Annotated in this window: 20 protein-coding genes; 13 read left to right on the top strand and 7 right to left on the bottom strand. The window is 71.1% G+C overall.

Features of this window, described 5'->3' with window-relative positions; translation table 11 throughout:
- Window positions 1–41 precede the first annotated feature (41 nt).
- Window positions 42–662 carry a response regulator gene (locus ACY0MJ_RS00195; protein ID WP_462636212.1) on the top strand — a complete coding sequence of 207 codons (621 nt, stop codon included), beginning with the start codon at window positions 42–44 and terminating at the stop codon, window positions 660–662.
- Here ACY0MJ_RS00195 and ACY0MJ_RS00190 read toward each other — a convergent pair.
- From ACY0MJ_RS00190 to ACY0MJ_RS00180, 3 genes are read right to left on the bottom strand one after another with little or no spacing between them, the layout of a single operon-like run.
- Window positions 626–2230 carry an alkaline phosphatase D family protein gene (locus ACY0MJ_RS00190; protein WP_462636211.1) on the bottom strand — a complete coding sequence of 535 codons (1605 nt, stop codon included), beginning with the start codon at window positions 2228–2230 and terminating at the stop codon, window positions 626–628. The genes ACY0MJ_RS00195 and ACY0MJ_RS00190 overlap by 37 nt on opposite strands.
- 7 nt (window positions 2231–2237) lie before the next feature.
- Entirely contained in the window at window positions 2238–6293 is a 4056-nt protein-coding gene (locus tag ACY0MJ_RS00185; RefSeq protein ID WP_462636210.1) for a GMC family oxidoreductase N-terminal domain-containing protein, read from the bottom strand.
- Window positions 6274–8043, bottom strand: a complete 1770-nt coding sequence (locus ACY0MJ_RS00180; protein WP_462636209.1) for an ATP-binding response regulator — start codon at window positions 8041–8043, stop codon at window positions 6274–6276. Before ACY0MJ_RS00180 ends, ACY0MJ_RS00185 begins: the two co-directional genes overlap by 20 nt.
- 120 nt (window positions 8044–8163) lie before the next feature.
- On the opposite strand from ACY0MJ_RS00180, the gene ACY0MJ_RS00175 reads away from it, so the two are divergent.
- The 5 genes from ACY0MJ_RS00175 (at window position 8164) to ACY0MJ_RS00155 (ending at window position 13608) form a co-directional block, all read left to right on the top strand.
- Window positions 8164–9036: an NAD(P)-dependent oxidoreductase gene (locus ACY0MJ_RS00175; RefSeq protein WP_462636208.1), complete on the top strand. Its 873-nt coding sequence runs from the start codon at window positions 8164–8166 to the stop codon at window positions 9034–9036.
- Window positions 9037–9090: 54 nt separating this feature from the next.
- Window positions 9091–10551 (top strand): metalloprotease TldD, encoded by a 1461-nt coding sequence (gene tldD, locus ACY0MJ_RS00170; RefSeq protein ID WP_462636207.1) that lies wholly within the window; start codon window positions 9091–9093, stop codon window positions 10549–10551.
- Window positions 10552–10648: 97 nt separating this feature from the next.
- Window positions 10649–11134: a hypothetical protein gene (locus tag ACY0MJ_RS00165; protein WP_462636206.1), complete on the top strand. Its 486-nt coding sequence runs from the start codon at window positions 10649–10651 to the stop codon at window positions 11132–11134.
- Between the two features lie 232 nt (window positions 11135–11366).
- Complete coding sequence (locus ACY0MJ_RS00160) at window positions 11367–12482, top strand: 3-deoxy-7-phosphoheptulonate synthase (RefSeq protein WP_462636205.1); 1116 nt, start codon at window positions 11367–11369, stop codon at window positions 12480–12482.
- Between the two features lie 94 nt (window positions 12483–12576).
- A complete protein-coding gene (locus ACY0MJ_RS00155; protein ID WP_462636204.1) occupies window positions 12577–13608 on the top strand; it encodes a hypothetical protein in 1032 nt (343 codons plus the stop codon).
- Window positions 13609–13639: 31 nt separating this feature from the next.
- Here ACY0MJ_RS00155 and mpl read toward each other — a convergent pair whose 3' ends face one another.
- The gene (gene mpl, locus ACY0MJ_RS00150; protein ID WP_462636203.1) at window positions 13640–15025 is read right to left on the bottom strand and encodes a UDP-N-acetylmuramate:L-alanyl-gamma-D-glutamyl-meso-diaminopimelate ligase; all 1386 of its coding nucleotides are present in this window, start codon (window positions 15023–15025) and stop codon (window positions 13640–13642) included.
- Between the two features lie 199 nt (window positions 15026–15224).
- Window positions 15225–16853, bottom strand: a complete 1629-nt coding sequence (locus tag ACY0MJ_RS00145; protein ID WP_462636202.1) for a long-chain fatty acid--CoA ligase — start codon at window positions 16851–16853, stop codon at window positions 15225–15227.
- Between the two features lie 72 nt (window positions 16854–16925).
- On the opposite strand from ACY0MJ_RS00145, the gene ACY0MJ_RS00140 reads away from it, so the two are divergent.
- The 7 genes from ACY0MJ_RS00140 to ACY0MJ_RS00110 all read left to right on the top strand — a co-directional run bounded on the left by ACY0MJ_RS00140 (window position 16926) and on the right by ACY0MJ_RS00110 (window position 22871).
- Window positions 16926–17519, top strand: a complete 594-nt coding sequence (locus tag ACY0MJ_RS00140) for a hypothetical protein (RefSeq protein ID WP_462636201.1) — start codon at window positions 16926–16928, stop codon at window positions 17517–17519.
- Window positions 17516–18076, top strand: a complete 561-nt coding sequence (locus ACY0MJ_RS00135) for a TlpA family protein disulfide reductase (protein WP_462636200.1) — start codon at window positions 17516–17518, stop codon at window positions 18074–18076. Before ACY0MJ_RS00140 ends, ACY0MJ_RS00135 begins: the two co-directional genes overlap by 4 nt.
- A 150-nt stretch (window positions 18077–18226) precedes the next feature.
- Entirely contained in the window at window positions 18227–18685 is a 459-nt protein-coding gene (gene accB / locus ACY0MJ_RS00130; RefSeq protein WP_462636199.1) for an acetyl-CoA carboxylase biotin carboxyl carrier protein, read from the top strand.
- Between the two features lie 2 nt (window positions 18686–18687).
- Entirely contained in the window at window positions 18688–20037 is a 1350-nt protein-coding gene (gene accC / locus ACY0MJ_RS00125; protein ID WP_462636198.1) for an acetyl-CoA carboxylase biotin carboxylase subunit, read from the top strand.
- 7 nt (window positions 20038–20044) lie between these two features.
- The gene (prmA, locus tag ACY0MJ_RS00120; RefSeq protein WP_462636197.1) at window positions 20045–20926 is read left to right on the top strand and encodes a 50S ribosomal protein L11 methyltransferase; all 882 of its coding nucleotides are present in this window, start codon (window positions 20045–20047) and stop codon (window positions 20924–20926) included.
- A 22-nt stretch (window positions 20927–20948) separates the two neighbouring features.
- Window positions 20949–21971, top strand: coding sequence for a DUF3426 domain-containing protein (locus ACY0MJ_RS00115; protein ID WP_462636196.1), 1023 nt, complete (start codon window positions 20949–20951; stop codon window positions 21969–21971).
- 15 nt (window positions 21972–21986) lie between these two features.
- The gene (locus ACY0MJ_RS00110) at window positions 21987–22871 is read left to right on the top strand and encodes a carbohydrate kinase family protein (protein WP_462636195.1); all 885 of its coding nucleotides are present in this window, start codon (window positions 21987–21989) and stop codon (window positions 22869–22871) included.
- A 139-nt stretch (window positions 22872–23010) separates the two neighbouring features.
- On the opposite strand, the gene ACY0MJ_RS00105 is transcribed toward ACY0MJ_RS00110, so the two are convergent.
- Window positions 23011–23781 (bottom strand): SDR family oxidoreductase, encoded by a 771-nt coding sequence (locus tag ACY0MJ_RS00105; protein WP_462636194.1) that lies wholly within the window; start codon window positions 23779–23781, stop codon window positions 23011–23013.
- Window positions 23778–24821, bottom strand: coding sequence for a branched-chain amino acid ABC transporter permease (locus tag ACY0MJ_RS00100; RefSeq protein WP_462636193.1), 1044 nt, complete (start codon window positions 24819–24821; stop codon window positions 23778–23780). Before ACY0MJ_RS00100 ends, ACY0MJ_RS00105 begins: the two co-directional genes overlap by 4 nt.

Here is a 24821-nt window from a genome sequence, read left to right as displayed (position 1 = left end):
GTCCCCCGCTATGCTGCAGTCCGAGGCGAAAGGAGGCCTTCATGCGAGTCCTGGTATGCGATGACCATTCCCTCTTCCGGGAAGGGCTGCGCCTCCTGCTGGAGAAGCTGGATGCGAGCATGGAGGTGACGCTCACCGCCTCCGCCGAGGAAGCGCTGGAAGCCACGCGCGCCGGCATGTTCGACCTGATCCTGATGGACTGGCACATGGAGGGCCTGGCCGGCGCCCGCGCGCTCGAGGCCCTGCGCGAGTCGGCGCCGCTCACGCGGGTGGTCGTGCTCTCCGGCGACCGCAACGCCGAGCTGGTGCGCAACGCCGTGGACCTGGGCGCCGCCGGCTTCATCCCCAAGGATTCCCCGCCGGCGCAGCTGATGATCGCGGTGCGCACCATCGCCGACGGCGGCGTGTACCTGCCCACGGGCGGGCTGGCGCCGATCCAGACGCGCGACGTGCGCGACGCCTTCCCGATGCTCACCGAGCGCCAGGCCGACGTGCTGCGCGCCGCGCTGCGCGGCAACTCCAACAAGCTGATCGCCCGCGAGCTCGGGATCAGCGACGGCACCGTCAAGACCCACCTGCGCGCGATCTACCAGGAGCTGGGCACGCGCAACCGCACCGAGGCCGTCTACATGGCCGCGGAGCAGGGCGTCCGGATCTCGTAGCGCGGCGCCGGCGCGGCCTGCGCCGGCCCTTCCCCGCGCCGCCGCTCCACCGGTACCAGCACCTCCATCCCGCAGGTCCAGCCCTGCGGCCCGCGGCGCGCCCGCAGCAGGCCGCAGCCGCCGGCGGGCGCCTCGAAGCGCCTGGCCTCCACGGTGCAGCGGTAGGACTCGCGCTCCACCGTGAAGGTGAAGTCGTCCTGCCACAGCAGGTTGGCGACCTCCTCGTTGGCGAACGGATAAGGTGCGTACAGCGGCGGCGCGTGCAGCGCGGCGAAGTCCACGGCCTTGCCCGTGCGCGTGTTGACGACGCGCACGCGCGCGTCGCACGCCAGGTGCGCGTCGCCGGAGAGGAACACCACGTCCCGCACCTCGTGCTCGCACAGCCACGCGAGCAGCCCGTGCAGCGAGGCGGGGTAGCCCTGCCACGTGTCCAGGTACAGCGGCGCGTCCATGTTGATGCGGGCGCGCGGCAGCAGCATGGAGGCGCAGGTCACGATCTTCAACGCGTCCGGCGCGGGCTCGGCCAGCCAGTCGTGCAGCTCGGAGGTCTGCTGCTCGCCCAGCATCAGCGCGGTGGCGAGCGTGGACTCGTTGCGTGGGTCGCGGCGCGTGCGGCTGTCGGCCATGAACAGGCGCCAGCCCGGGCCCCGCTCCACCAGGTGCAGGTTCGTTCGCTGTTGCTCGCGGCGCTGGAACCTCCAGAACTGCGGCAGCGCCGCGGCCAGCAACTCCATGGACCGCGGGCCGGCCGGCTCCCAGTTGTCCTCGATCTCGTGGTCGTCCGGCGTCATGCGCCGGCGGGCCAGCAGCGTCTGCGGCAGCTGCGCGAACGGCCCGGACGCGCGGCTGCCGAATTCGTCGTAGGCGAGGCGGTAGCGGTCGTCGGCACGCGCGGGGTCGAGCAGCCCGTAGGTCGCGTCGGCGTAGACCTGGTCGCCGAGCAGCAGCAGGCGCTGCGGCAAGGCTTGCCCGGGTGCCTGCAGGTACTCCGCCAGCGCGCCGTAGGCCCGGTAGGCGACGCGCCGGTCCAGCATGCCGGCCGGGTACTGGCAGCTGCAGAAGGCGAATTCGAGTCCGGACGGCGCCGCCTCCGCGTCCTCGCCTGACGCGAAGCCCCTGGCCTGTGCGGCGGCGCGCGCTGCCGGGACGGCCGGAACGACGAGCAGGTCGAGGTCGAGGTCCGCGCGGTCCCGGACGCGCTCGAAGGCCTCGCGCAGGTCGCGTGCCGGGACTTCCGTGGGCAGCCCGTCCCCGGCCGGCAGCGCGGCGAGCTTCAGCGTGAGGTACACCTTGCCGGCATGCTCGGCCGGCTGGTCGTAGCAAAGCAGGCACAGGAAATGGTCGGCGCCCGGCGCATCGGGCAGGGGGACGGCGGTCCAGGCGCTGTCGTCCACCCGTGTGAGGGGGAGCGCGGACTGCGCGGGCGCGACGAAGGCCCAGCCGCCGGCGTCCTTGCGCAGCGGCACGAACACGGCGCCGGCCGGGCCGAGGCCTTCCTCGGACTGCACCTGCCAGGCGCCCTCGCCAGGCTGGAGGTCGGTGGGCGGCAGTTTCCACAGCGAATCCATGCGTGCCTCACAGGTTGGCGGAAATGTGCGGGAACACGTCGCGCGCCGCGTGCTCGCCGATCAGGCAGTCCTGGTGGCCGTAGCCGGGGATCTCCACCGCGGCATACGGGATGCCCGCGAACGCCATCTGCGTGCGCATCACGTCGAGCGTCTTCACGTCGGCGAGGCCGTTCTCGGCGCCGTGGATGCTGACCGTGCCGCGCTTCGGCCAGCGCCGCTGCAGCACGCCGCGGCTGGTGTCGAAGGGCCGGCCGTTCGCGTCGGTGATCGTGTTGCGGCGCGCGAAGTGGATCGCCTGCGCCACCGTGTCCAGGTTCAGCGGCCCGAACAGGTCCTCGATCGCCGCGAGCGTGCGGTCTGCGACGTTGGCCAGCTTGAAGTCGCGCGCGTAGAGCGCGTCCATGCGGTGCCGGAAGCCGGCCCAGGGCGTGCGCGCCCACGGCACCTCGGGGTTCTCGCGCGCGAATTCCTCCGCCGGGTAGGGCAGGGTGGCCAGCAGGCGGTCCAGCAGGTTGCCGGCGAGCGTGCGGTCTGCCGGCACGCGGAACTGGTAGTCGTCCGCGAACACGAGGCGCCGCAGCAGGCGCTGGAAATAGGCGCGCAGCACGTTGTCGTCGCGGTACACCAGCACCGGGCCCTTCTGGCACAGGACGATGCGGTCGATGTTCTCCTGCAGCGCCTCCAGTTCGTCGTGCCAGCGCCTGGGCGTGGGCCGGTCGCCCTCGGCATGCTTGAACCGATCCAGGTCCTTGGGCCCCGTGAGCAGGGCCATGCTGAGCATGACGGCGCCGATGCAGTGCGCCACGACGCCCACGCGCAGCTGCGTCACCTCCCGGATGTAGGCGATCGCGCGCGGCAGGTCGGCGAAGGCGGCGTCCTCGAAGCGCCAGGGCTGCCGCGCGGTCGGCATGCCGCAGCTCGTGCGCAGGTCCAGCACCCAGACGTCGCGCCCGGCGTTCCAGAGGTGGCGCGCGAGCGGCTCGGGGATGGCCTCGTGCGTGAAGGTGGTGCCGCTGGCGCTGTAGCCGTGCACCAGCGCCACCGGCGGCTTGCCCGGATTGGCGTAGCGCGTCAGGCGCACGAAGGCGGGAATGGGCGAGTCCGGGGCTTCGAGCGGCAGCTCCACGTGGCGCGGCGCCGGCAAGCCGGTGATCGGCCCCGGCAGCAAGCGCGGCTCGCGCGGCGCGGGGCGGTCGGGCGCGCGGAAGGACCAGAGGTGGATGCTCACCAGCATGCGCGCCCAGCACAGCGCGAAGGAGGCGAACTCGGCGAGCGCGACGACCTGGTTCTCCTGCCGGATGATGCGCAGCAGCGGCACGCCCTGCTTGACGATGAAGCGGCAGTCGAGCGCCAGCACCGGGCTGCCACCCAGCGGGAAGCCGTGCAGCCGCAGCTCGGTGAGCTGCCGCCACGGGTTGCCGTGCAGGATGTAGGTGAGGCACTTGGTGCCGCGCACCGGCGTGCCGGCGGCGATCGCCGGCGCGGGCGACGGGCCCGTCCAGGGACGCTCGACCTGCACGACGCGCAGGTCGTAGGAGAACACGCGGCGCTCCGCCGCACGCGCGGCGGAAGCGATGAACACGCCGGCCTTGAACGGCTGGTCCACCGCGCCCGTGAACAGGTCCCAGGCTTCGCGCTTGCCGCGGTTGCGCCACCACGCATGCATGGCGCGCAGCACGCGCACAGGCGTGTGGAAGCCGGCGGCGTGCTCGCGGATGGTGAGCGACCCCTGCAGCTGCGCCGCGAAAATCGCGCGGGCCGTGCGCTCGTGTTCGTCCAGCGTCAGCAGCTCGCGCCGCGCGTCGTGGCGGTTGTCGTAGATGCGCAGCCAGGACTTCGGCGCATACAGGTGCACTTCGCGCGAGGCCTGTCCGGTCAGCTGCGCCAGGTCGCTGCGCAGGTAGCACAACGTGAGCTCGACCCAGTGATCGCCGGCCGGACCGGCCAGCCGCTCGACGAGTTCCACCTCCGTCGCCTGCGGCCGCGGTGGCGTGCACTGCGGCGGCTGCCGGTAGACCGGTCGCGGATGCACGGGCGGCGGCAGGGCCGGCCGGGTGGGCGCGGGCTTGCTGCCGCCGGCCGGATCGCCCGGTTCCAGCAGCCAGCCGAGCAGCCATTCCGGCAGCAGCACCGGCAGCCAGCGGCGGAGGGAAGGCAGGCGGAACACCGGCTGCGCGCCCTCGATGCTGGCAGCGTGCGCCGTCGTGATCTGCAGGTCGATTGGCTCCTGCGGCACCGGCTGCACCGTGGCGGAGGGCGCCTGCGTGCGCGGCTGGACGGCGCGGATCCAGTTCCATTCCTGCGCGAGCGCGCGGCTGGCGCGCAGCGCCAGCGTGGCGATGGTCAGCGCGGGGTTGGATCCCACCGAGCAGGGCAGGATCGAGCCGTCCAGCACGACGAGGTCGCTCCAGGGCTCCGAACCTTTCTTCGTCACGCGGAACACCTGGCCCAGGTGGTTCACGACGCCGTCCACGTGCGAGCTCCCCATGGGGCAGCCGCCGAGCGGGTGCACCGTCAGCACCGGGCCGCGCTCCTGCACCAGCGTCTCCATTTCCACGGGCACCGGGCGCCACGCGGGGTTGGGCAGGACGGCGCCGGCCCGGGCGCGTTCGAGCGCGCGGCGCGCCTGTTCGTAGCCGGCTTCCAGCCAGCGCGAGTTGCGCACCTCGGACCATTCCACGCCCGCGCGGCCTTCCAGCGCCGGGTTGCCCGGGATCACGACGTGGCCTTGCGCCTCGTCGTGGCCGACCAGTCCCACCAGCAGCGTGTTGCGCATGGCTTCCGGGTCCACCGCCATGCTGTCGAGCCCGTGCCGGCGCTGCCCGGGCGAGCGCCCCGGGCGCTTCGGCAGGCGGTTCAGCAGGCCGGCCGTCGTGACGGTTTCGTCGAACAGCCGCTTGAGCGCCGCCGGCACGGCGAACTCCTCCATCAGCGGCGGCGGGATCGTCTCCTGCGCGGCGGCGTCCCAGGCGAGTTCCACGACCCCGGTGATCGTCGGGCCGATCCTGCGGCCCTTCAGCGCGACCCATTCGTCGGTGGTGGTGTCCACGGGCTGCGGCCCGCCGTGGGCCGCCACGAGGTTGTCGCCGTTGCAGGAGAAGCCGGAGCCCAGGCGCGCCGAGGGCGAGACCGCCGCGCGCGAGTGCATCAGGATCTCGGTGCTGCCCAGCGTGCCGGCCGCGAGGATCACCTTGGCCGCGCGGATCTTCAGCACCTCGTGGCGCGCGCGCAGCGAGGCGTCGGTGTAGACGGTGTGCACCAGCCAGCCGCCGCGCGGATGCGGCTCCACCTGCAGCACGGTGCCGCCGGTGTAGAGCTCGGCGCCGGCGGCGCGCGCCTGCGCGAGCAGGGTGGTGTCGAGCGAGCGCTTGGCGCCGACGTTGCAGCCCGTCATGCAGTCGCCGCACAGGCTGCAGGGCGGGAAGTCGGGGTCCCCCGGCTGCGTCTGCACCGTGATCTCCGCGTCGCGGAAGCGCGCGCCGGCATGGCGCGCCACGCGCTGCAGCGCGGCGGTCTTGGGCAGGGGTTGGCCCTGCAGTTCCGGGTGCTCCTGCGTGAAGCGGGGCGCCGCGTGCAACCGCTGCTTCACTTCGTCGAACAGGGGCTCGAGTTCCGGCGCGATGTTCCCGGGCAGCGCCTGGCCGTCGCGCCAGCGCGGCTTCTCCATCACGCCGGCGTTGATCAGGGAGCCGCCGCCCAGGCCGTTGCCCAGCAGGGCGGACACGTGCGGGCCGATGCGCACGTCCAGCAGGGCGTCGGGGCGGCCCAGGAGTTTCTCGCGGCCGCGGCGGTGCACCCGCACGTGCGGCAGCAGTTCCTGCAGGCTGGAGGGGAACATGCCGGGCGCGTATTCCTTGCCGCGTTCCAGCACGCAGATGCGCAGCCGCGTGCCGTCGGCGTGGCGCCAGGTGGCGAGTTCCGCGGCGGCCATCGCGCCGCCATAGCCGCTGCCCACGACGAGCACGTCGATGGGCGGGTCGAACGGGTATTTCCTCAGCTCGCCGTAGTCGCGGGATTGCCAGCGCAGGCCGGCAGGCGAGGGGTCAGGGTCGGGCGGGTTCATGGCGGGGGCCCTTCTGGTCGAGGATGCGCCCCAGTTCGGCCTGCAGCGTCGGCAGGCTGACCGGTTTGTGCAGGAGCTTGATGCCCGCACGCGTCGCTTCCTGCAGGCGGTCCGGTGCGGTGTCGCCGGTGATCAGGACGGCCGGCGTGCGGCCGATGGCCTCGGTGATGCGCGCGATGGCGTCGATGCCGGACTCGCCGTTGCGCAGGCGCATGTCGGCCAGCACGACGTCGGGCCGCGCGTCCAGCGCCTGCTGCGTCGCCTCGGCCACCGAGCAGGCCTCGACGAACCGGCAGCCCAGTTCCTCCAGCAGCACGCGCATGCCGGTGCGCACCGAGCGCTCGTCGTCGATCACCAGCACCGTCAGGCCGCCGAGGCTCTGGCTGCGCGCGGGTTCGCTGGGCGCCGGCGCGAGCGCGCCGTAGGTTTCCAGCGGCAGCTTCAGCGTGACGGTGGTGCCCCGGGCGTCCGAGCGCAGGTCCAGCGCGATGCCCAGCAGCCTGCAAAGGCGCCGCACGATGGACAGGCCCAGGCCCAGCCCCTTGGCGCGGTCGCGCTCGGGGTTGTCGACCTGGTAGAACTCCTCGAAGACCATGGCCTGCTCCGCCGGCGGGATGCCGCGGCCCGTGTCTTCCACCGAGATCAGGGCGCAGGCGTCCTCGACGCGCAGGCGCAGCGCGATGTCGCCGCTCTGGGTGAACTTGATCGCGTTCTCGGTCAGGTTGCGCAGCACGCGCAGCACCAGGGCCGGGTCGGTCCAGCAGCGCACGCCCGTGGGCGCGTCGAGCACGGCGCGCAGGCCCTTCTCCTCGATGGCGGCGCGCATCTCGGCGTGGTGCATGCGCAGCATCTCGCCGAGGTCCACGATCTTGCGCACCGGCTCGACGACGCCGGCGTCGAGCTTGGAGATGTCGAGCAGCTGGTCCAGCTGTTCCGACAGGGCGACCGTCACCTGGCTCAGCAGGTCGACCACCTCGCGGTCGCGGCCCTCGATGGGACGCAGCGAAAGCGCGGCGACCAGCAGCCCGATGGTGTGCAGCGGCTGGCGCAGGTCGTGGCTGGCGGCGGCGAGGAAGCGCGTCTTGGCCTGGCTCGCCTGGTTGGCGACGGCCAGCGCCTCGCGCAGCTTCGCGGCCATCTCGCGGTCCTGGAAGCGGATCTGCACCGACTCGCTGAAGTTGCGCCAGGCGTTGTCCGCCAGGCCCACCACGATCCACAGGTAAAGCGCCGTCAGCACGGCCAGCGACAGCTCGATCCAGCCGGCCGGCATGCCGCCGGGATTGGCGAGCCACCACAGCGGCAGCGTGCCCGCCGCCGGAACCATGTAGGCGAGGTAGATCGAGCGGTGGCCCGCCGTCGTGCCGACCGCGCCGGTGCACAGGCCCAGGATCAGCAGGGAGAAGAAGGAACGCTCCGCATCGAGCAGAACGGGGAAGGCGGCGAGGCTCAGGCCGTGCATGCAGCCGTTGATGCAGCTGAGCGTGACGGCGGTGCGCATGCGCTGGCGCGTGGGCACCTGCGTCTGCAGCGGCAGGCGGCCCAGCCAGTGGCGGCGCACCAGCAGCAGCGCGATGGCGGCCAGCAGCCACACGGCGGGGATCCAGGGGGGCATGCGCTGCGCGGCGATCAGCGCCACCACCAGCAGCAGGATGCCGACGGCGACCGGCACGCGCCGGCTCTGTTCGGCCAGCAGCTCCAGCAGGCGCTGCTGGACTTCCTCGCGGGGCGCCTTGGCGCCGGCTGTCTGCATCAGGTCGCCCCCTCTCGTGTGCCTCGCAGCGGAGTATGGATGCTGCGTGCGCGCGTGTCTTCTGCTCAATGGGGGATCTCCCGGTGCGCGCCGCCGCGGCGCATCCATAATCGCGCGGCCATGGAGAAGCGCGCAGCCATCGTCGGCGTCGGCAACATGGGCGGGGGCATGGCCGCCCGCCTGCTGGACTGCGGCTGGGAAGTGGCGGTGTGCGACCTCGTGCCGGAGAAGGTCGAGGCCCTGGTCCGATGCGGCGCCAGCGCGGCAGCGACGCCGCGCGCCGCCGCGGCCGGCGCCGCGGCGCTGATCGTGTGCGTGGTCGATGCACAGCAGGCGGACGAGGTGCTGTTCGGCCGCGACGGCGCGGCGGAGGCGCTCGCCCCGGGCTGCGCCGTGCTGCTGTGTCCCACCATCGCGCCAGCGGACGTCGAGCGTCTTGCCGCGGCCTTGGTGGAGCGGGGGCTCGCCGCGATCGACGCGCCCATGTCCGGCGGCCCGGCCCGCGCGCGCGACGGCAGCATGAGCCTGATGGTCGCCTGCCCCGACGCCGCCTTCGATGCGAACCGTCCCTTGCTGGACGCGCTCAGCGCCAGGCTCTTCCGCGTGGGCAGCCGCTGCGGCGACGGCGCCCGCACCAAGCTGGTCAACAACCTCCTGGCGGCCATCAACCTCGCCGGCGCCGCCGAGGCCATCGCGCTGGCCGAGCGGCTGGGGCTGGACGCCGCGCGCACGCTGGACGTGATCGAGCAATCGAGCGGGCAGAGCTGGATCGGCTCCGACCGCATGCGGCGGGCGCTGGCCGGCGACTTCGCGCCGCGCGCGCACGTGACGCTGCTGCAGAAGGACTCGCGCCTCGCGCTCGAGGCGGCGCGCGCGGCCGGCTTCGCCGCGCAGCTCGGGCCGGCGGCGCACGAAGCCTTCGATCGCGCGGTCGCGGCCGGCGACGGGGCGCTCGACGACGCGGCGCTGCTCAAGCTGTTCCGTGCCGCGTGAGGGCGCGATGACCGTCGCGCCACGGGGGCGCAACCCGCCGCCTACAATGGTCCGATGATCTCCCGCGAACCCACCATCGAGCGCCTGGCGACGGCCCGGGCGCTGCTGCTCGAACCCTTCGGCCTGGACGAAACGCACCTCGCGCGCGCGCTGGCGGAGATCCGCGCGCACAAGGTGGACGACGCCGACCTGTACTTCCAGTACACGCGCAGCGAGGGCTGGAGCCTGGAGGAGGGCATCGTCAAGACCGGCAGCTTCAGCATCGACCAGGGCGTGGGCGTGCGGGCGGTCAGCGGCGAGAAGACGGCCTTCGCCTATTCCGACGACATCTCCGAGGCCTCGCTGCTGGACGCGGCGCGCACGGTGCGCTCGATCGCCGCGGCGGCGAAGAACGGCCGGGCCCGGGTGCCGGCCCAGCAGGTCGCCGGCAGCCGGTCGCTGTACCAGGGGCTGGATCCGATCGCCACGCTGGACAGCACCGCCAAGGTCAAGCTGCTGGAGCGCGTGGAGCAGATGGCCCGCGCCAAGGACCCGCGCGTGGCGCAGGTGATGGCCGGGCTGGCGAGCGAGTACGACGTCGTGCTGGTCGCGCGCGCCGACGGCACGCTGGCCGCGGACGTGCGGCCCCTGGTGCGCCTGTCGGTCACGGTGATCGCCGAGCAGAACGGCCGGCGCGAGATGGGCTCGGGCGGCGGCGGCGGGCGCTTCGGCCTCGCGTACTTCGACGACGCCCACCTGCAGTCCTATGTGGACGACGCGGTCAGCGCGGCGCTGACCAACCTCGAGTCGCGTCCGGCGCCCGCCGGCGAGATGACCGTGGTGCTGGGCCCCGGCTGGCCCGGCATCCTGCTGCACGAGGCCGTGGGCCACGGGCTGGAAGGCGACTTCAACCGCAAGGGCTCCAGCGCCTTCAGCGGCCGCATCGGCCAGCGCGTCGCCGCGAGGGGCGTGACGGTGCTGGACGACGGCACCATCGCCGACCGCCGCGGCTCGCTCAACGTGGACGACGAAGGCAACCCGAGCCAGCGCAACGTGCTGATCGAGGACGGCATCCTGCGCGGCTACATCCAGGATTCGCTCAACGCCCGCCTGATGGGCGTGACGCCCACCGGCAACGGCCGGCGCGAGAGCTATGCGCACATCCCGATGCCGCGCATGACCAACACCTACATGCTGGGCGGCGACAGGCCCGCCGAGGAAATCGTCGCGAGCATCGAGAAGGGCCTGTACGCCACCAACTTCGGCGGCGGCCAGGTCGACATCACCTCCGGCAAGTTCGTGTTCTCCGCCAGCGAGGCCTGGTGGGTCGAGAAGGGCAAGCTGCTCTATCCCGTGAAGGGCGCGACCATCGTCGGCAACGGCCCGGACGCGCTCACCCGCGTCAGCATGATCGGCAACGACATGAAGCTGGACACCGGCGTGGGCACCTGCGGCAAGGAAGGCCAGAGCGTCCCGGTCGGCGTGGGCCAGCCCACCCTGCGCATCGACGGCCTCACCGTCGGCGGCACCGCCTGACGGGCGGAAGCTGCCGCCTGACCGGCGGAAGCCGCCGCCTGGAGGCCGGGCCCCCCGCGCCCGCCGCCAGCGGGAATACTGGCCCCCCGGCCCGACCATGAACACCGTCCCGTCCACGTCCCGCCTGCCGCTGGAAGCGCGCTCCCGTTTCCCGAGCATCCACACGTTCGGGGAGTGGAGCAACTTCCTGCGCACGGCGATGGCCGACGAGGAGAGCAGCCAGTTCTCCGAGGGCATGCAGCAGCTGGCGCTGGTCGCCGAGGCGGTGCTCGCCGCCCTGCGCCTGGACCGGCGCCGCCAGCATGCGGCGCCGGTGCTGATGGACATGCTGACGGCCCTGCGCGACCACCGCGCCATGGTGGCGGGCAGCCTGGGCCCGGCCTGGCGCGGGCTCTACGAATACGCCGCCTACCTGCAGGCGCTGGACCAGTTCCGCGTGCAGATCCACCAGTGGCTGCTGGACCTGCGCCCCTGGGACGACGAGCTGCAGGTGACCGCCGACGACTTCGCCCTGGTGGCGTGGCGCACGCTCGGCGAAGGCATGCTGCTGGCCGACATGTACGAGCACTGGCTGGAGCAATGAAGCCACACCGGCGCGCATGCCGCGTGCGCGCTCCCCGTCCCGTGTGCTACATTTTCGGCATGCGTTCCGTTCGCGGCTTCTTCTTTGGCTACTTTTGGTTCTCCAGCGCCTCCGGCGGAAGAGAGATCTGAGCGTACCCGCGATCCACGCAACGAACCTCGAAAAACCGCCGGTCCCCGGCGGTTTTTTTTTGGCCCTCGCAAACCACCACACCACAGAGAGAAGCCCGTCCATGAGTCCCAAAGCCATCCCCGCCGACCATGCCTGGCAGCGCCCCGCCGACAAGACCAGCCAGACCGACGACCAGCGCATCAAGGACATCACCGTGCTGCCTCCGCCCGAACACCTGATCCGGTTCTTCCCGATCCGCGGGACGGCCGTGGAGGGCCTGATCAGCCACACCCGGCGTGCCATCCACGAGATCATGACCGGCAAGGACGACCGCCTGCTGGTGGTGATCGGCCCCTGCTCCATCCACAACCCCACGGCGGCGCTCGAGTACGCGACGCGCCTGCGGGAGGCGCGCCGCAAGCACGCGGACACGCTGGAGATCGTGATGCGCGTGTACTTCGAGAAGCCGCGCACGACGGTCGGCTGGAAGGGCCTGATCAACGACCCCTACCTCGACGAGAGCTACCGCATCGACGAGGGCCTGCGCATCGCGCGCCAGCTGCTGATCGAGATCAACCGCCTGGGCGTGCCGGCCGGCAGCGAGTTCCTGGACGTGATCTCGCCGCAGTACATCGGCGACCTGATCTCCTGGGGCGCGATCGGCGCGCGCACGACCGAGAGCCAGGTGCACCGCGAGCTCGCCTCCGGCATCTCGGCGCCCATCGGCTTCAAGAACGGCACCGACGGCAACATCAAGATCGCCACCGACGCGATCCAGGCCGCGGCCCGCCCGCACCACTTCCTGTCGGTGCACAAGAACGGGCAGGTCGCGATCGTGCAGACCAACGGCAACCGCGACTGCCACGTGATCCTGCGCGGCGGCAAGGCGCCCAACTACGATGCCGCGAGCGTGGCGGCGGCCTGCCGCGAACTGGAGGCGGCGAAGCTGCACCCGACGCTGATGGTGGACTGCAGCCACGCCAACAGCAGCAAGCAGCACGAGAAGCAGATGGACGTCGCCCGCGACATCGCCGGCCAGATCGCCGGCGGCTCGCGCAGCATCTTCGGCGTGATGGTCGAGAGCCACCTGGTCGCGGGTGCGCAGAAGTTCACGCCCGGCAAGGACGATCCGCAGGCGCTCGAATACGGAAAAAGCATTACCGATGCCTGCCTCGGCTGGAACGAGTCGCTGGACCTGCTGGAAACGCTCGCCGACGGCGTGCGCCGGCGACGGTAGGATTCCACGGAATACTTGCGCCTTATTTACATATAGTAACGAGCGGGGTATATTTGTTTCGACTCGGGAGACCGGGAGTCCGAGGAGAAACGGAATGAGCATCGAGGTCCCCCTGCTGCGCCTGGGCCTGGCGGGGTACACGGAGGCACAGCAGAAGGCGGCCGCGGAGATCGCCGCGAGCGCCGGGAGCACGCGCGCGAACTGGGCCGTCGGTCCCTTCGCCGAAGCGGACGCATGGTGGCTCGAAGGCAGCCGCACCCTGCTCATGCCCAACCAGCACCTGCGCGTGCAGCCCGCCGTGCCCTCCGGCCGCTCGGTGCAGATCGCCCTGGCCGACGTGGACCGGCCGGTGGCCTTTTCCCTGCCCATCACGGCCGCCGGCTTCAAGCCCGCCGTCACCTTCGCCCTGGAGGACCGCGACGCCGGCCTCGCCGTGCTGAACCAGTTCGCGGACTGGATGCAGACCATGCTGTCGCAGTTCGCGCTGGCGTCCAGCATCACCGAGCACCAGCCCAGCCTGGGCTCCGGTTCCTGGGAGGTGTTGCACGGCAGCGACCTGCTGGCCGTGGTGGACCTGAAGCTGGGTGCCGGCGTGCGCCCGGGCGTGACGGCCCGCGACCTGCAGGGCGCCAGCTGGTGCATCCGCGACCACGGCGCCGTCGTGATCCCGCCGAACTACCCGCGCGCGAGCGTGTCGCAGCTGATGTGGCAGTACGCGCAGCGCACCCAGCGCGACCTGCTGCCTCCCCACTACCGCACGCAGCCGCTGTTCTTCCGCCGCCCGCCGCGGCTGCCGCAGCGGCAGCTGAAGGACGCGCACCTGCTGCTGATGCGCGAGCTGGTGGCCCACCCGGGCATGAACTTCAACGGACTGCAGCAGGCCACCGGCCTGGGCGCCGAGGCGCTGGCCCGCTTCCTCTCCGCGCTCTACGTGGTGGGCTCGGTCACCTCCAACCCGAAGCGGGCCATGGGCGGCGGCGCCCGCCCGGCGGCCGGACGCGACGCGGCGTCGGCCAGCGAGCACAGCGTCTATTTCTCGGTGATGGACTCCTCGCCGCGGCCGCCGGACCTGTCCGACCTGCGCGCGTCCGACATGACGGCGCCGCTGCCGCTGATGCGGGAGTGATCCTCCTCCCTCTCCCCCTCGGGGGAGAGGGCTACGCGCCCCGCCCCAGCGTCTCCAGCAGCTTCGCGTGGATCCCGCCGAAGCCGCCGTTGCTCATGCACAGGATGTGGTCGCCGGGCACGGCGACGGCCTGCACCTGCTGCACCAGTTCCGGGATCGTCTGCGCCACGCGCGCCTTCGCGCCCATGGGCTGCAGCGCCTCCGCCGGATCCCAGCCCAGCCCGCCCGCGTGGCAGAAGGACAGGTCGGCCTGCTCCAGGCTCCAGGGCAGCTGCGCCTTCATGGTCCCCAGTTTCATGGTGTTGCTGCGCGGCTCGAACACGGCCAGGATCCGCTGCGCGCCGACCTGGCGCCGCAGCCCGTCGATGGTCGTGCGGATCGCGGTCGGGTGGTGCGCGAAGTCGTCGTACACCGTGATGCCGTTGGCGACGCCGCGCACTTCCATGCGGCGCTTGACGTTGCGGAACTCGCGCAGCGCCGCCGCCGCCACGGGCGGCGTGACGCCCACGTGCTGCGCGGCGGCGATCGCCGCCAGCGCGTTCAGCTGGTTGTGCACGCCGCCGACGTCCCAGTGCACCTGCGCGGCGCGATGTCCCTGCTCCAGCACGTCGAAGCGGGTGGGTTCGCCCTCGGCGCGGAAGTCGCTCACAGCCGCGCCGAAGGTCCGCACTTCGCTCCAGCAGCCCTGGTGCAGGACGCGGGCGAGGCTTTCCTCCAGGCCGTTGACCACGACCCGCCCGGTGGACGGGATGGTGCGCACGAGGTGGTGGAACTGCCGCTCGATCGCCGCCAGGTCGTCGAAGATGTCGGCGTGGTCGAACTCCAGGTTGTTCAGGATCGCCGTGCGCGGCCGGTAATGGATGAACTTGCTGCGCTTGTCGAAGAAGGCCGTGTCGTACTCGTCGGCCTCGATCACGAAGGGCGTGAGCGGCCGCGCCGTGTTGCCCAGCCGGGCCGATACGCCGAAGTTGAGCGGCACGCCGCCGACCAGGAAGCCGGGCTGCAGGCCGGCATGCTCCAGGATCCAGGCGAGCATGGACGTGGTGGTGGTCTTGCCGTGCGTGCCGGCGACGGCCAGCACGTGCCGGCCCTGCAGCACGTTCTCTGCCAGCCACTGCGGCCCGCTGGTGTAGCGCAGGCCCTGGTCGAGGATCGCCTCCATCAGCGGGAAGCGCGGCGTGCCGTCGGGCAGCCGGGCGCGCGAGACGACGTTCCCCACCACCCAGACATCGGGCTTGAGCGCGAGCTGCTCGGTGCCGAAGCCCTCGATGAGGTCGATTCCGAGCGAGCGCAGCTGGTCGCTCATGGGCGGATAGACGCCGGCATCGCAGCCGGTCACCTTGTGCCCCGCCTCGCGGGCGAGCGCGGCGAGACCCCCCATGAACGTGCCGCAGATGCCGAGGATATGGATGTGCATGAGGGCGGATTATCCGGGGCGGTGGCGAGTCAGCCGCGCGAGGGGCCGGAATGGGTGCCCTGCGGCAGGATTTTTAACGCAGAGGACGCAGAGGTAACGCAGAGAACGCAGAGAAAAACCATTTTGTATTGGTCTTCTCTGCGTTCCTCTGCGAAACCTCTGCGTCCTCTGCGTTCTGAATGCTTGAATCCCCACCCACCTATCTCGGGAAGCGCTCCCGCAGCTTCAGCTTCCAGAACTTTCCCGTGGACGTGCGCGGGACGGCGTCGATGAATTCGTAGCGTTCGGGCAGCTGCCATTTGGCGAAGCTGTGCTTCAGCAGGTGCTCGTTCAGTTCGCCCGGGTGGGTGTCGGCGCCTTTCTTCAGCACCACGCAGGCGAGCGGACGTTCGCTCCACTTCTCGTCGGGGATGGCGATCACGGCGGCTTCGGCCACCGACGGGTGGGCCATGAGCGCGTTCTCCAGGTCCACCGAGCTGATCCACTCGCCGCCGGACTTGATCAGGTCCTTGGTGCGGTCGGTGATGCGCAGGAAGCCGAGTTCGTCGACACAGGCGACGTCGCCGGTGCGCAGCCAGCCGTCCTCGGTGAACTTCTCCGCGCTCACCGGCACCTCGTGATAGCTGCCGGTGATGAAGGGCCCGCGCACCTGCACCTCGCCCACGCTCTTGCCGTCCCAGGGCTGCTCGCCCTCGTCGCCCCACACGCGCAGGTCCACCAGCGGCACCGGTACGCCGGCCATGGCGGCGCGGCGGTATTTCTCCGCCTCGGGCGCGTCCTGCAGTTCGGCGCGGGGATAGGAGATCGTGCAGACCGGCGAGGTCTCGGTCATGCCCCAGCCCTGCTCGATCCAGATGCCGTGCCGGTCGAACGCGCGGATCAGCGCCTCCGGCACGGCCGCGCCGCCGACCAGCGAACGCATGCCGCGCGGCAGCTTCCAGCGGCCGTGGTGCGGCGAGTCCTTCGCCTGCGCCGCATCGTAGGCCTGGATCAGTCCCATCCAGATCGTCGGCACGCCCAGCGACAGCGTCGGCGGCTCCAGCTGCATCAGGTCCAGCAGGTCCTCGGGGTGCAGGTGCGGGCCGGGGAAGACGAGCTTCACGCCCATCATGACCGCGCCGTAGGGCATGCCCCAGCTGTTGGCGTGGAACATGGGCGTCACCGGCATCACGACGTCGGTGCCGCGCAGTCCCCAGAAATCGCCCAGGCTGGCGACCAGCGTGTGCAGGACCGTCGACCGGTGCGAGTACACGACGCCCTTGGGCCGCCCGGTCGTGCCGGACGTGTAGCACATCGCGACGGGGTCGTTCTCGTCGTGCGGCGCGTACTCGAACCCGTCCGGGTCCGCGTCCGCCAGCAGCGCTTCGTAGTCCGCGAACTCCGCGGGCACGGGCGCGCCGGAGAAGGGGAACACGATCACCTTCTCGAAGCGGTGCAGGCCGGCGAACTGCCGGTACAGCGGCAGCAGCACGTCGTCGACCACCAGGAATCGGTCGCTGGCGTTGCCGGCGATCCAGCCGATCTCGTCCGGCGCCAGGCGCAGGTTGAGCGTGTGCATCACGCCGCCCGCGGCCGGGATGCCGAAGTAGCACTCCAGGTGGGCGTGGTGGTTCCAGCAGAGCGTGGCCACCCGCTCGCCCTTGCGCAGCCCGAGCCGCTGCAGCGCCGAAGCCAGCGCCCGCGTGCGCCGGTGGAACTCGCCGTAGCTGTGGCGGCGCAGGGACTTGTCGGGCAGGCGCGAGACGATCTCGTTGCCATGGAACAGCTGGCCCGCGCGCTCCAGCAGGTGGTTGAGCGACAGCGGCGTCGCCGTCATCGTGCTTTGCATGGCCCGTCTCCCGGAGAGTGGACAAGCCACTGTACGGGCGGGGGGCAGGGCGGGCAATGCAGAATCCACCGGATGGACAGCCTGCAGTCGGAAATCGCCGCCACGGCCGCCCGCATGGTGGTGGAAGAGGGCCTGGAATATGGCGCCGCCAAGCGGCGGGCCGTGAAGCAGATGGGCCTGAACGCGCGCACCGCGCTGCCGGACAACGACAGCGTGGAGGACGCCGTCCTGGAATACATCTCCCTGTTCTGCGCCGACACGCAGCCGGCGCAGCTCGCGGCGCTGCGGCGCCTGGCGCTCACCTGGATGGAGCGCCTCGCGGAGTTCCGCCCGCACCTGGGCGGGGCCGTGTGGCACGGGACGGCCACGCGCCTGTCGGACATCTACCTGCAGCTGTTCTGCGATGATCCCAAGTCCGCCGAGATCGCCCTCATCGAGCACGGGGTCGACTACACGCCGCGCACCGTCACGGGCTTCAACGGCGAGCCGGTCGAGGCCCTGAGCCTGAGCAGCATGAGCCGGGAGCTGGGCGAGCCCGTGGGCGTGCACCTGCTGGTGTACGACCACGACGACCTGCGCGGCGCGCTCAAGCCGGACGCCAAGGGCCGCACCCCGCGCGGCGACCTCGCGGCGGTGCGGGCGCTGATCGAAGAAGGAGAGAGATGAACGAGAACGTGAGCGCGGCGCCGCCCGGCGCCGGCCCGAACCGCCGCACCTGGATCGTCGGCGCCGTCGCGGCCGCCGGCGCGGTGGCGGGCGCCGGCTTCGCTTGGTGGCGGCAGCGCCTCGAAGCGGCCGACGAGGGCGTGGTGGAGCACCTGTGGTCGCTGCAGTTCGAGACCCCGCAAGGCAGCTCGCTGGAGATGGCCAGCTTCCGGGGCAAGCCGCTGCTGGTGAACTTCTGGGCCACGTGGTGCGCGCCCTGCATCGAGGAAATACCCTTGCTCGATGCGTTCTACCGGCAACATGCCGCCAACGGCTGGCAAGTCGTCGGCCTCGCGATCGACCAGCCCTCCTCCGTGCGCAAGTTCCTGCAACGCACCCCGGTCAGCTTCCCGATCGGGCTGGCCGGCCTGCAAGGCACGGAGCTGACCCGCAGCCTGGGCAACCAGGTGGGCGGCCTGCCGTTTTCCGTGCTGGTGGACGCCGGCGGCCGGATTCGCGAGCGTAGAATGGGGCAGCTCCACGAAGCCGACCTGAAAGCCTGGTCGGCCCCCGCGTGAGCGTCCGCAGGCCGTTCCGGCCGCTGTTCCCGTTGCTCTGAAGCCGCGGACGTTTAGACAAATTTGCAGTCCGTTCCCGCGAATTGCGGGAAGTAAGCGAATTTTGCTGTAAATTCGCCTCCTCTCAAGACGAGGCAGGAGAACCTCCCCATGGACTTGCGCAAACTCAAGACGCTGATCGACCTGGTGTCGGAATCCAACGTTTCCGAACTGGAGATCACCGAAGCGGAGGGCAAGGTCCGCATCGTGAAGGGCGGGCCCGCGGGCCAGGGCATGGCCGCGCCGATGATGATGCCGGCCGCCGTCGCCGCGCCCGCACCCGCGCTGGCACCGGCCGGCCCCGCACCCGCGGCCGCCGCGCCCGAAGCGCCCAAGGGCCACCAGGTCAAGTCGCCGATGGTCGGCACCTTCTACCGTGCCTCCTCCCCCGGCGCCAAGCCCTTCGTCGAGGTGGGCAGCCAGGTCAAGGAAGGCGAGACGGTCTGCATCATCGAGGCGATGAAGATCCTCAACGAGATCGAAGCCGACAAGTCCGGCACCGTCACCCAGATCCTGTGCGAGAACGGGCAGGCGGTCGAATACGGCCAGCCGCTGTTCGTGATCGAGTAAGCATGTTCAAGAAGATCCTGGTCGCGAACCGCGGCGAAATCGCGCTGCGCATCCAGCGGGCGTGCAACGAGCTGGGCGTGAAGGCGGTGATGGTCTACTCCGAGGCCGACCGCGAAGCCAAGTACGTCAAGCTGGCCGAGGAGGCCGTCTGCATCGGCCCGGCGCCCTCCAGCCAGAGCTACCTGAACATGCCGGCCATCATCTCGGCGGCCGAAGTCACCGACGCCGAGGCCATCCACCCCGGCTACGGCTTCCTCTCCGAGAACGCCGATTTCGCCGAGCGCGTGGAGAAGAGCGGCTTCCAGTTCATCGGCCCGACGCCCGAGTCGATCCGCCTGATGGGCGACAAGGTCTCGGCCAAGCAGGCCATGATCAAGGCCGGCGTGCCCTGCGTGCCCGGCTCCGACGGCGAGCTGCCGGACAACGCAGCGGAAATCCGCCGCATCGCCAAGGCGGTCGGCTACCCCGTGATCATCAAGGCCGCCGGCGGCGGCGGTGGCCGCGGCATGCGGGTCGTGCACACCGAGGCGGCGCTGGTGAACGCGGTGCAGATGACCAAGGCCGAGGCGCAGGCCGCCTTCGGCAATCCGGCCGTCTACATGGAGAAGTTCCTCCAGGACCCGCGCCACATCGAGATCCAGGTGCTGGCCGACAAGCACAAGAACGCCGTGTACCTGGGCGAGCGCGACTGCTCCATGCAGCGGCGCCACCAGAAGGTCATCGAGGAGGCGCCGGCCCCCGGCATCCCGCGCAAGCTGATCGAGAAGATCGGCGAGCGCTGCGCGGCCGCCTGCAAGAAGATCGGCTACCGCGGCGCCGGCACCTTCGAGTTCCTCTACGAGAACGGCGAGTTCTACTTCATCGAGATGAACACGCGCGTGCAGGTGGAGCACCCGGTCACCGAGCTCATCACCGGCGTCGACATCGTGAAGATGCAGATCCGGGTGGCCGCGGGCGAGAAGCTCCCCTTCAAGCAGGGCGACATCGTGCTGCGCGGCCACGCGATCGAGTGCCGCGTGAACGCCGAGGACCCGTACAGCTTCGTGCCTTCGCCGGGCCGGATCACGCAGTGGCACGCCCCCGGCGGCCCGGGCGTGCGGGTGGACTCGCACGTCTACAACAACTACTTCGTGCCGCCCAACTACGACTCGATGATCGGCAAGATCATCGTGCACGGCGACACCCGCGAGCAGGCGCTCGCGCGCATGCGCGGCGCGCTCGGCGAGACGGTGGTCGAGGGCATCAACACCAACATCCCCCTGCACCGCGAGCTGATGGTGGACGCCAAGTTCATGGACGGCGGCACCAACATCCACTACCTGGAAGAGTGGCTGTCGCATCACAAGCGCTAGCCGGATCATGTTCGAGCTGCGGCTGCTCTGCCCGGAGGAACGCGTCGAGGCGGTCGGCGACGCGCTGGAAGCCCTCGATGCGCTGAGCGTCTCGGTCGAGGACGCCGACGCGCAGACGCCCGCGGAGCAGGCGCTGTTCGGCGAGCCGGGCCTGCCGCCGCCCAAGGAAGGCTGGCAGCGCTCGGTCGTGATCGCGCTCTTCCCGGATGAAACGCAGGCGGCCGAGGCGGCCCGGCTGCTGCCGCCGCAGGACTTCTTCGCCGGCTGCAGGCTGCTGGGCATCCAGGCCGTGCCGGACCAGGACTGGGTGCGCCTCACGCAGTCGCAGTTCGAGCCGGTGCAGGTCACCCCCACGTTCTGGATCGTGCCCACCTGGCACGAGCCGCCGGCGCAGGCGCGCGAAGTCATCCGCCTCGATCCGGGGCTCGCCTTCGGCACCGGCACCCATCCCACCACCCGCATGTGCCTGCGCTGGATCGCGGCGCATCCCCCGCGCGGCGCGCGCGTGCTCGACTACGGCTGCGGCTCCGGCATCCTGGCCATCGGCGCGGCGAAGTTCGGCGCGGCCAGCGTGGACGCGGTGGACATCGACGAAGCGGCCGTGCGCGCCACCGAGGAAAACGCGCGGGCCAACGGCGTGCAGCTCGCCGCCGGCCTGCCCGACCGGGCGAGCGGCCGCTACGCGCTGGTGCTGGCCAACATCCTCGCCACGCCGCTGAAGGTGCTCGCCCCCCTGCTGTGCGCCCACGTCGCGCCCGGCGGCCACCTGGTGCTGGCCGGCATCCTCGCGCGCCAGGCCGAGGAGCTGCAGGCCGCCTACGCGCCGTACCTGCCGCTGCAGGTCAGCGACGAAGAGGAAGGGTGGATCCTCATGACGGCCCGGGCCTGAGCCTCCCTACAATCGCTGGCTCATGAGCCTGATCACCAGCTGCCCCGCCTGCGGCACGATGTTCCGCGTGGTACCGGACCAGCTGAAGATTTCCGAAGGCTGGGTCCGCTGCGGGCATTGCAGCGAGGTGTTCGACGCCACCGCCCACCTGAGCGACGAGTCCGTGCTGGGCCCGCTCGCGGACGCCCAGTCCACCCGCTCGGCCCCGCTGGAGCAGACGCTGCCCCAGGAGCCGGTGTCCGTCGCGCCGCCGCCACCCCCTCCGCCGCCGCCGCCGCCGTTCCGCCCGTCCGGGCCCGCCGTCTCGCGCGCGCTGCCCGAGGAGGACTCGCGGATGTCGTCCGACCCGTCCGACTTCTTCGGCGAGGAGGCGGTCGAGGCGCAGCTGGAGCCCTCGCCGCTGGACGCGCCCTTCGTGTTCCGCCGCTCCGAGGTCTCCCTGAGCCAGCTCGAGGCCGAGCCGGGGCGCGAAAGCCAGATCCTGCCCGAGGACCTGGAGCCGGCGGAGGAGCCCGAGGAGCTGGCCGACGTGTCCTTCGTGCGCCAGGCGCGCCGGCGGCAGTTCTGGCGGCGTCCGCTCGTGCGCGTGTTCCTGGCGCTGCTGGTGCTCGTGCTGGCCGCCGCGCTGCTGCTGCAGGCCGCCTACCACGACCGCGACCGGCTGGCCCTCGCGCAGCCGGCGCTGCGCCCGGCGCTGGAGCAGATGTGCGAGGTGCTGCACTGCAGCCTGGGCGCGCCGCGGCAGATCGAATCCATCGTGATCGAGAGCTCGGGCTTCAACCGCCTGCGCGACGACACCTACCGGCTCGCCTTCACGCTGCGCAACACGGCCAGCCTGCCGGTGGCCGCGCCCACGCTGGAGCTGACCATCACCGACGCGCAGGACCAGACCATCGCGCGCCGCGTGCTCACGCCGGCGGAACTCGGCGCCGGGAACCCGGTGATCCCGGCGGCCGGAGAATGGTCCCGCTCCGCCGGCATCGAACTCGATACCGCCGGCGGGCCCCGCGTCGCGGGCTACCGCCTGCTTGCCTTCTATCCCTGAACCAAGAAAGAAACCATGGCCGCCGTCATCTGCGGATCCCTCGCCTTCGACACCATCATGCGCTTCGAGGGCCGCTTCGCCGAGCAGATCCTGCCGGACCAGCTGCACATCCTCAACGTCTCCTTCCTGGTGCCCAGCCTGCGGCGCGACTTCGGCGGCTGCGCCGGCAACATCGCCTACAGCCTGAAGCTGCTGGGCGGCACGCCGCTGCCGATGGGCGCGGTCGGCAGCGACGGCGGCGACTACCTGCAGCGCCTGCAGCAGCTGGGGATCAGCAGCGAGTTCGTGCTGCGCGCGGACGACACCTACACGGCGCAGGCGATGATCATGACGGACCGCGACAACAACCAGATCACCGCCTTCCACCCGGGCGCGATGATGCAGGCGCACCAGGTGCAGGTGCGCGCGCGGCCGGACATCAAGCTGGGCATGATCTCGCCGGACGGGCGCGACGCGATGCTGCAGCACGCGCAGCAGTTCCACGCCGCGGGCATTCCCTTCGTGTTCGACCCGGGCCAGGGCCTGCCCATGTTCGACGGCAAGGAGCTCGCGCGCTTCGTCGACCTCGCCACCTGGGTGACGGTCAACGACTACGAAGGCAAGATGCTGAGCGAGCGCACGGGCTGGAGCAGCGCCGAGATCTCGCGCCGCGTGCAGGGCCTGGTGGTCACGCTGGGCGGCGAGGGCTGCGAAGTCTGGATCGACGGCGAGCTCACGCACGTGCCGGCGCAGAAGGCCGAGGCGATCGTCGACCCGACGGGCTGCGGCGACGCCTGGCGCGGCGCGCTGCTGTACGGCCTGGAGCAGGGCTGGTCGCTGGCGCGCTGCGCCGAACTGGGCAACAAGGTCGGCGCGATCAAGATCGCGAGCCGCGGGCCGCAGAACTACACGCTGGGATAGGAAGGAAGGCGGACAGCCGGACGCAGAGGTCGCAAAGGTTGCGCAAAAGTCGCAAAAGAAATCCTGATTGGATTTTGCGACTTCGGTTTTTCGGCTTTTGCGACCTTTGCGTCCGGTACCCGCTCCCGGTTTCCGGGCTTCAGCCCCGCGCGAGCGTGACCCCGCCGTCGACCACGATGGTTTCGCCGACCACGTAGTCGCCCGCGCGCGAGGCGAGGTAGATCGCCACGCCGGCCATGTCCTCGGTGTTGCCGATGCGGCCGGCGGGCACGCGCTGCGCCACTTCGTCGCCGTGGTCGCGCGCCTGCTTGTTCATGTCGGACGGGAAGGGCCCCGGCGCGATGCCGCTGACGACGATGTGATCCTGCGCCAGGCGCAGCGCCATGCGCCGCGTGAGGTGGATCAGGCCGGCCTTGCTCGCCGCGTACGAGTAGGTCTCCCACGGGTTCACCGAGATCCCGTCGATCGACGCGACGTTGATCACCTTCGCGGGCCGCTCGGGCTTCGCCCCGCGCTTGAGCGCCTCGTGCAGCGCCTGCGTCAGGAAGAAGGGCGTCTTCAGGTTCAGGTCGACGACCTTGTCCCAGCCGTTTTCCGGGAAGGTGTCGAAGTCCTCGCCCCAGGCGGCGCCGGCGTTGTTCACCAGGATGTCCAGCGCCGGTTCGCGCTGCACCAGTTCGCCGGCGAGCCGGCGCGCGCCTTCGACGCTCGAGACGTCCGCCGGCAGCGAGATGCAGGGACCCAGCGCCGACAGTTCCTTCGCCGCGGCATCGCAGGCCGCCGCCTTGCGCGCGCTGATGTACACCTTCGCGCCCTGGTGCAGCAGCCCGGTGGCGATCATGAAGCCGATCCCGCGCGAGCCGCCCGTGACCAGCGCCACCCGCCCCTGCAGGGAGAAGAGGTCCTTCACTTCGCCTTCGCGCGCGCCTTGCGGCGCTCGCGCCAGGCCAGGAACTCGCCGACGATGCCCTTGCGGAACGCCAGCACGCACAGCACGAAGATGGCGCCGATGATGACGGTCACCCATTCGCCGACCTTGTCGGCCAGCACGTCCTGCAGCGAGATGACGATGCCGGCGCCCAGCACCGGGCCGAAGAAGGTGCCCACGCCGCCCATCAGGCTCATCAGGATCACCTCGCCCGACATCTGCCAGTGCACGTCGGTGAGCGTCGCGAACTTCATCACCAGCGTCTTCATCGAACCGGCCAGGCCCGACAGCGAAGCCGACAGCACGAAGGCCAGCAGCTTGTAGCGGTCGACCTGGTAGCCCAGCGAGACGGCGCGCGGCTCGTTCTCGCGGATCATCTTCAGCACCTGGCCGAAGGGCGAGGTGACGATGCGCAGGATGCCCAGGAAGCAGGCGACGAACACCGCCAGCACCAGGTAGTACATGACCGTGTCGTCGACCAGCGAGAACACGCCGAACAGCTTGCCGCGCAGCACGCCCTGCAGGCCGTCCTCGCCGTGCGTGAAGGGCGCCTGCAGGCACAGGAAGAACACCATCTGCGACAGCGCCAGCGTGATCATGGCGAAGTAGATGCCCTGGCGGCGGATCGCGACGAGGCCGAATACCAGCCCGAGCAGCGCGCCGGTGACGAGCCCGGCGAGCAGGCCCAGTTCGGGCGTCCAGTGCTGCACCTTCACCAGCCAGCCGGTGACGTAGGCGGCGAAGCCGAAGAAGGCCGCGTGCCCGAAGGAGAGCAGGCCGGTGAACCCGAGCAGCAGGTTGAAGGCGCAGGCGAACAGGGCGAAGCACAGCAGCTTCATCAGGAACACCGGGTACAGGCCCAGCGCGGGGGCGACCAGCGCCACCGCGAGGAGCGCCAGGTACAGCACCCGGACCGGCTTGCTCAGGCCGGAGGAGGCGAGCGGCGCGCCCGCGTGCTGCGGGGCGCGGGCTTCGTCCGCGGGCAGGCCCGCGGCGGCGACGGAAGAGGAGGGCGCGGACAT

Source organism: Ramlibacter sp. bp-362 (genome assembly GCF_054956735.1).
This window is presented reverse-complemented; position numbering and strand designations above follow the sequence as displayed.

Bases quoted from the DNA above. Each gene is read 5' to 3' on its own strand.
- ACY0MJ_RS00100 (WP_462636193.1), bottom strand. From the start codon at position 24,821: ATGTCCGCGCCCTCCTCTTCCGTCGCCGCCGCGGGCCTGCCCGCGGAC.
- ACY0MJ_RS00195 (WP_462636212.1), top strand. From the start codon at position 42: ATGCGAGTCCTGGTATGCGATGACCATTCCCTCTTCCGGGAAGGGCTG.
- mpl (WP_462636203.1), bottom strand. From the start codon at position 15,025: ATGCACATCCATATCCTCGGCATCTGCGGCACGTTCATGGGGGGTCTC.
- ACY0MJ_RS00135 (WP_462636200.1), top strand. From the start codon at position 17,516: ATGAACGAGAACGTGAGCGCGGCGCCGCCCGGCGCCGGCCCGAACCGC.
- ACY0MJ_RS00175 (WP_462636208.1), top strand. From the start codon at position 8,164: ATGGAGAAGCGCGCAGCCATCGTCGGCGTCGGCAACATGGGCGGGGGC.
- ACY0MJ_RS00180 (WP_462636209.1), bottom strand. From the start codon at position 8,043: ATGCAGACAGCCGGCGCCAAGGCGCCCCGCGAGGAAGTCCAGCAGCGC.
- ACY0MJ_RS00110 (WP_462636195.1), top strand. From the start codon at position 21,987: ATGGCCGCCGTCATCTGCGGATCCCTCGCCTTCGACACCATCATGCGC.
- ACY0MJ_RS00155 (WP_462636204.1), top strand. From the start codon at position 12,577: ATGAGCATCGAGGTCCCCCTGCTGCGCCTGGGCCTGGCGGGGTACACG.
- ACY0MJ_RS00115 (WP_462636196.1), top strand. From the start codon at position 20,949: ATGAGCCTGATCACCAGCTGCCCCGCCTGCGGCACGATGTTCCGCGTG.
- tldD (WP_462636207.1), top strand. From the start codon at position 9,091: ATGATCTCCCGCGAACCCACCATCGAGCGCCTGGCGACGGCCCGGGCG.
- ACY0MJ_RS00190 (WP_462636211.1), bottom strand. From the start codon at position 2,230: ATGGATTCGCTGTGGAAACTGCCGCCCACCGACCTCCAGCCTGGCGAG.
- ACY0MJ_RS00145 (WP_462636202.1), bottom strand. From the start codon at position 16,853: ATGCAAAGCACGATGACGGCGACGCCGCTGTCGCTCAACCACCTGCTG.
- ACY0MJ_RS00160 (WP_462636205.1), top strand. From the start codon at position 11,367: ATGAGTCCCAAAGCCATCCCCGCCGACCATGCCTGGCAGCGCCCCGCC.
- accB (WP_462636199.1), top strand. From the start codon at position 18,227: ATGGACTTGCGCAAACTCAAGACGCTGATCGACCTGGTGTCGGAATCC.
- prmA (WP_462636197.1), top strand. From the start codon at position 20,045: ATGTTCGAGCTGCGGCTGCTCTGCCCGGAGGAACGCGTCGAGGCGGTC.
- ACY0MJ_RS00185 (WP_462636210.1), bottom strand. From the start codon at position 6,293: ATGAACCCGCCCGACCCTGACCCCTCGCCTGCCGGCCTGCGCTGGCAA.
- accC (WP_462636198.1), top strand. From the start codon at position 18,688: ATGTTCAAGAAGATCCTGGTCGCGAACCGCGGCGAAATCGCGCTGCGC.
- ACY0MJ_RS00140 (WP_462636201.1), top strand. From the start codon at position 16,926: ATGGACAGCCTGCAGTCGGAAATCGCCGCCACGGCCGCCCGCATGGTG.
- ACY0MJ_RS00165 (WP_462636206.1), top strand. From the start codon at position 10,649: ATGAACACCGTCCCGTCCACGTCCCGCCTGCCGCTGGAAGCGCGCTCC.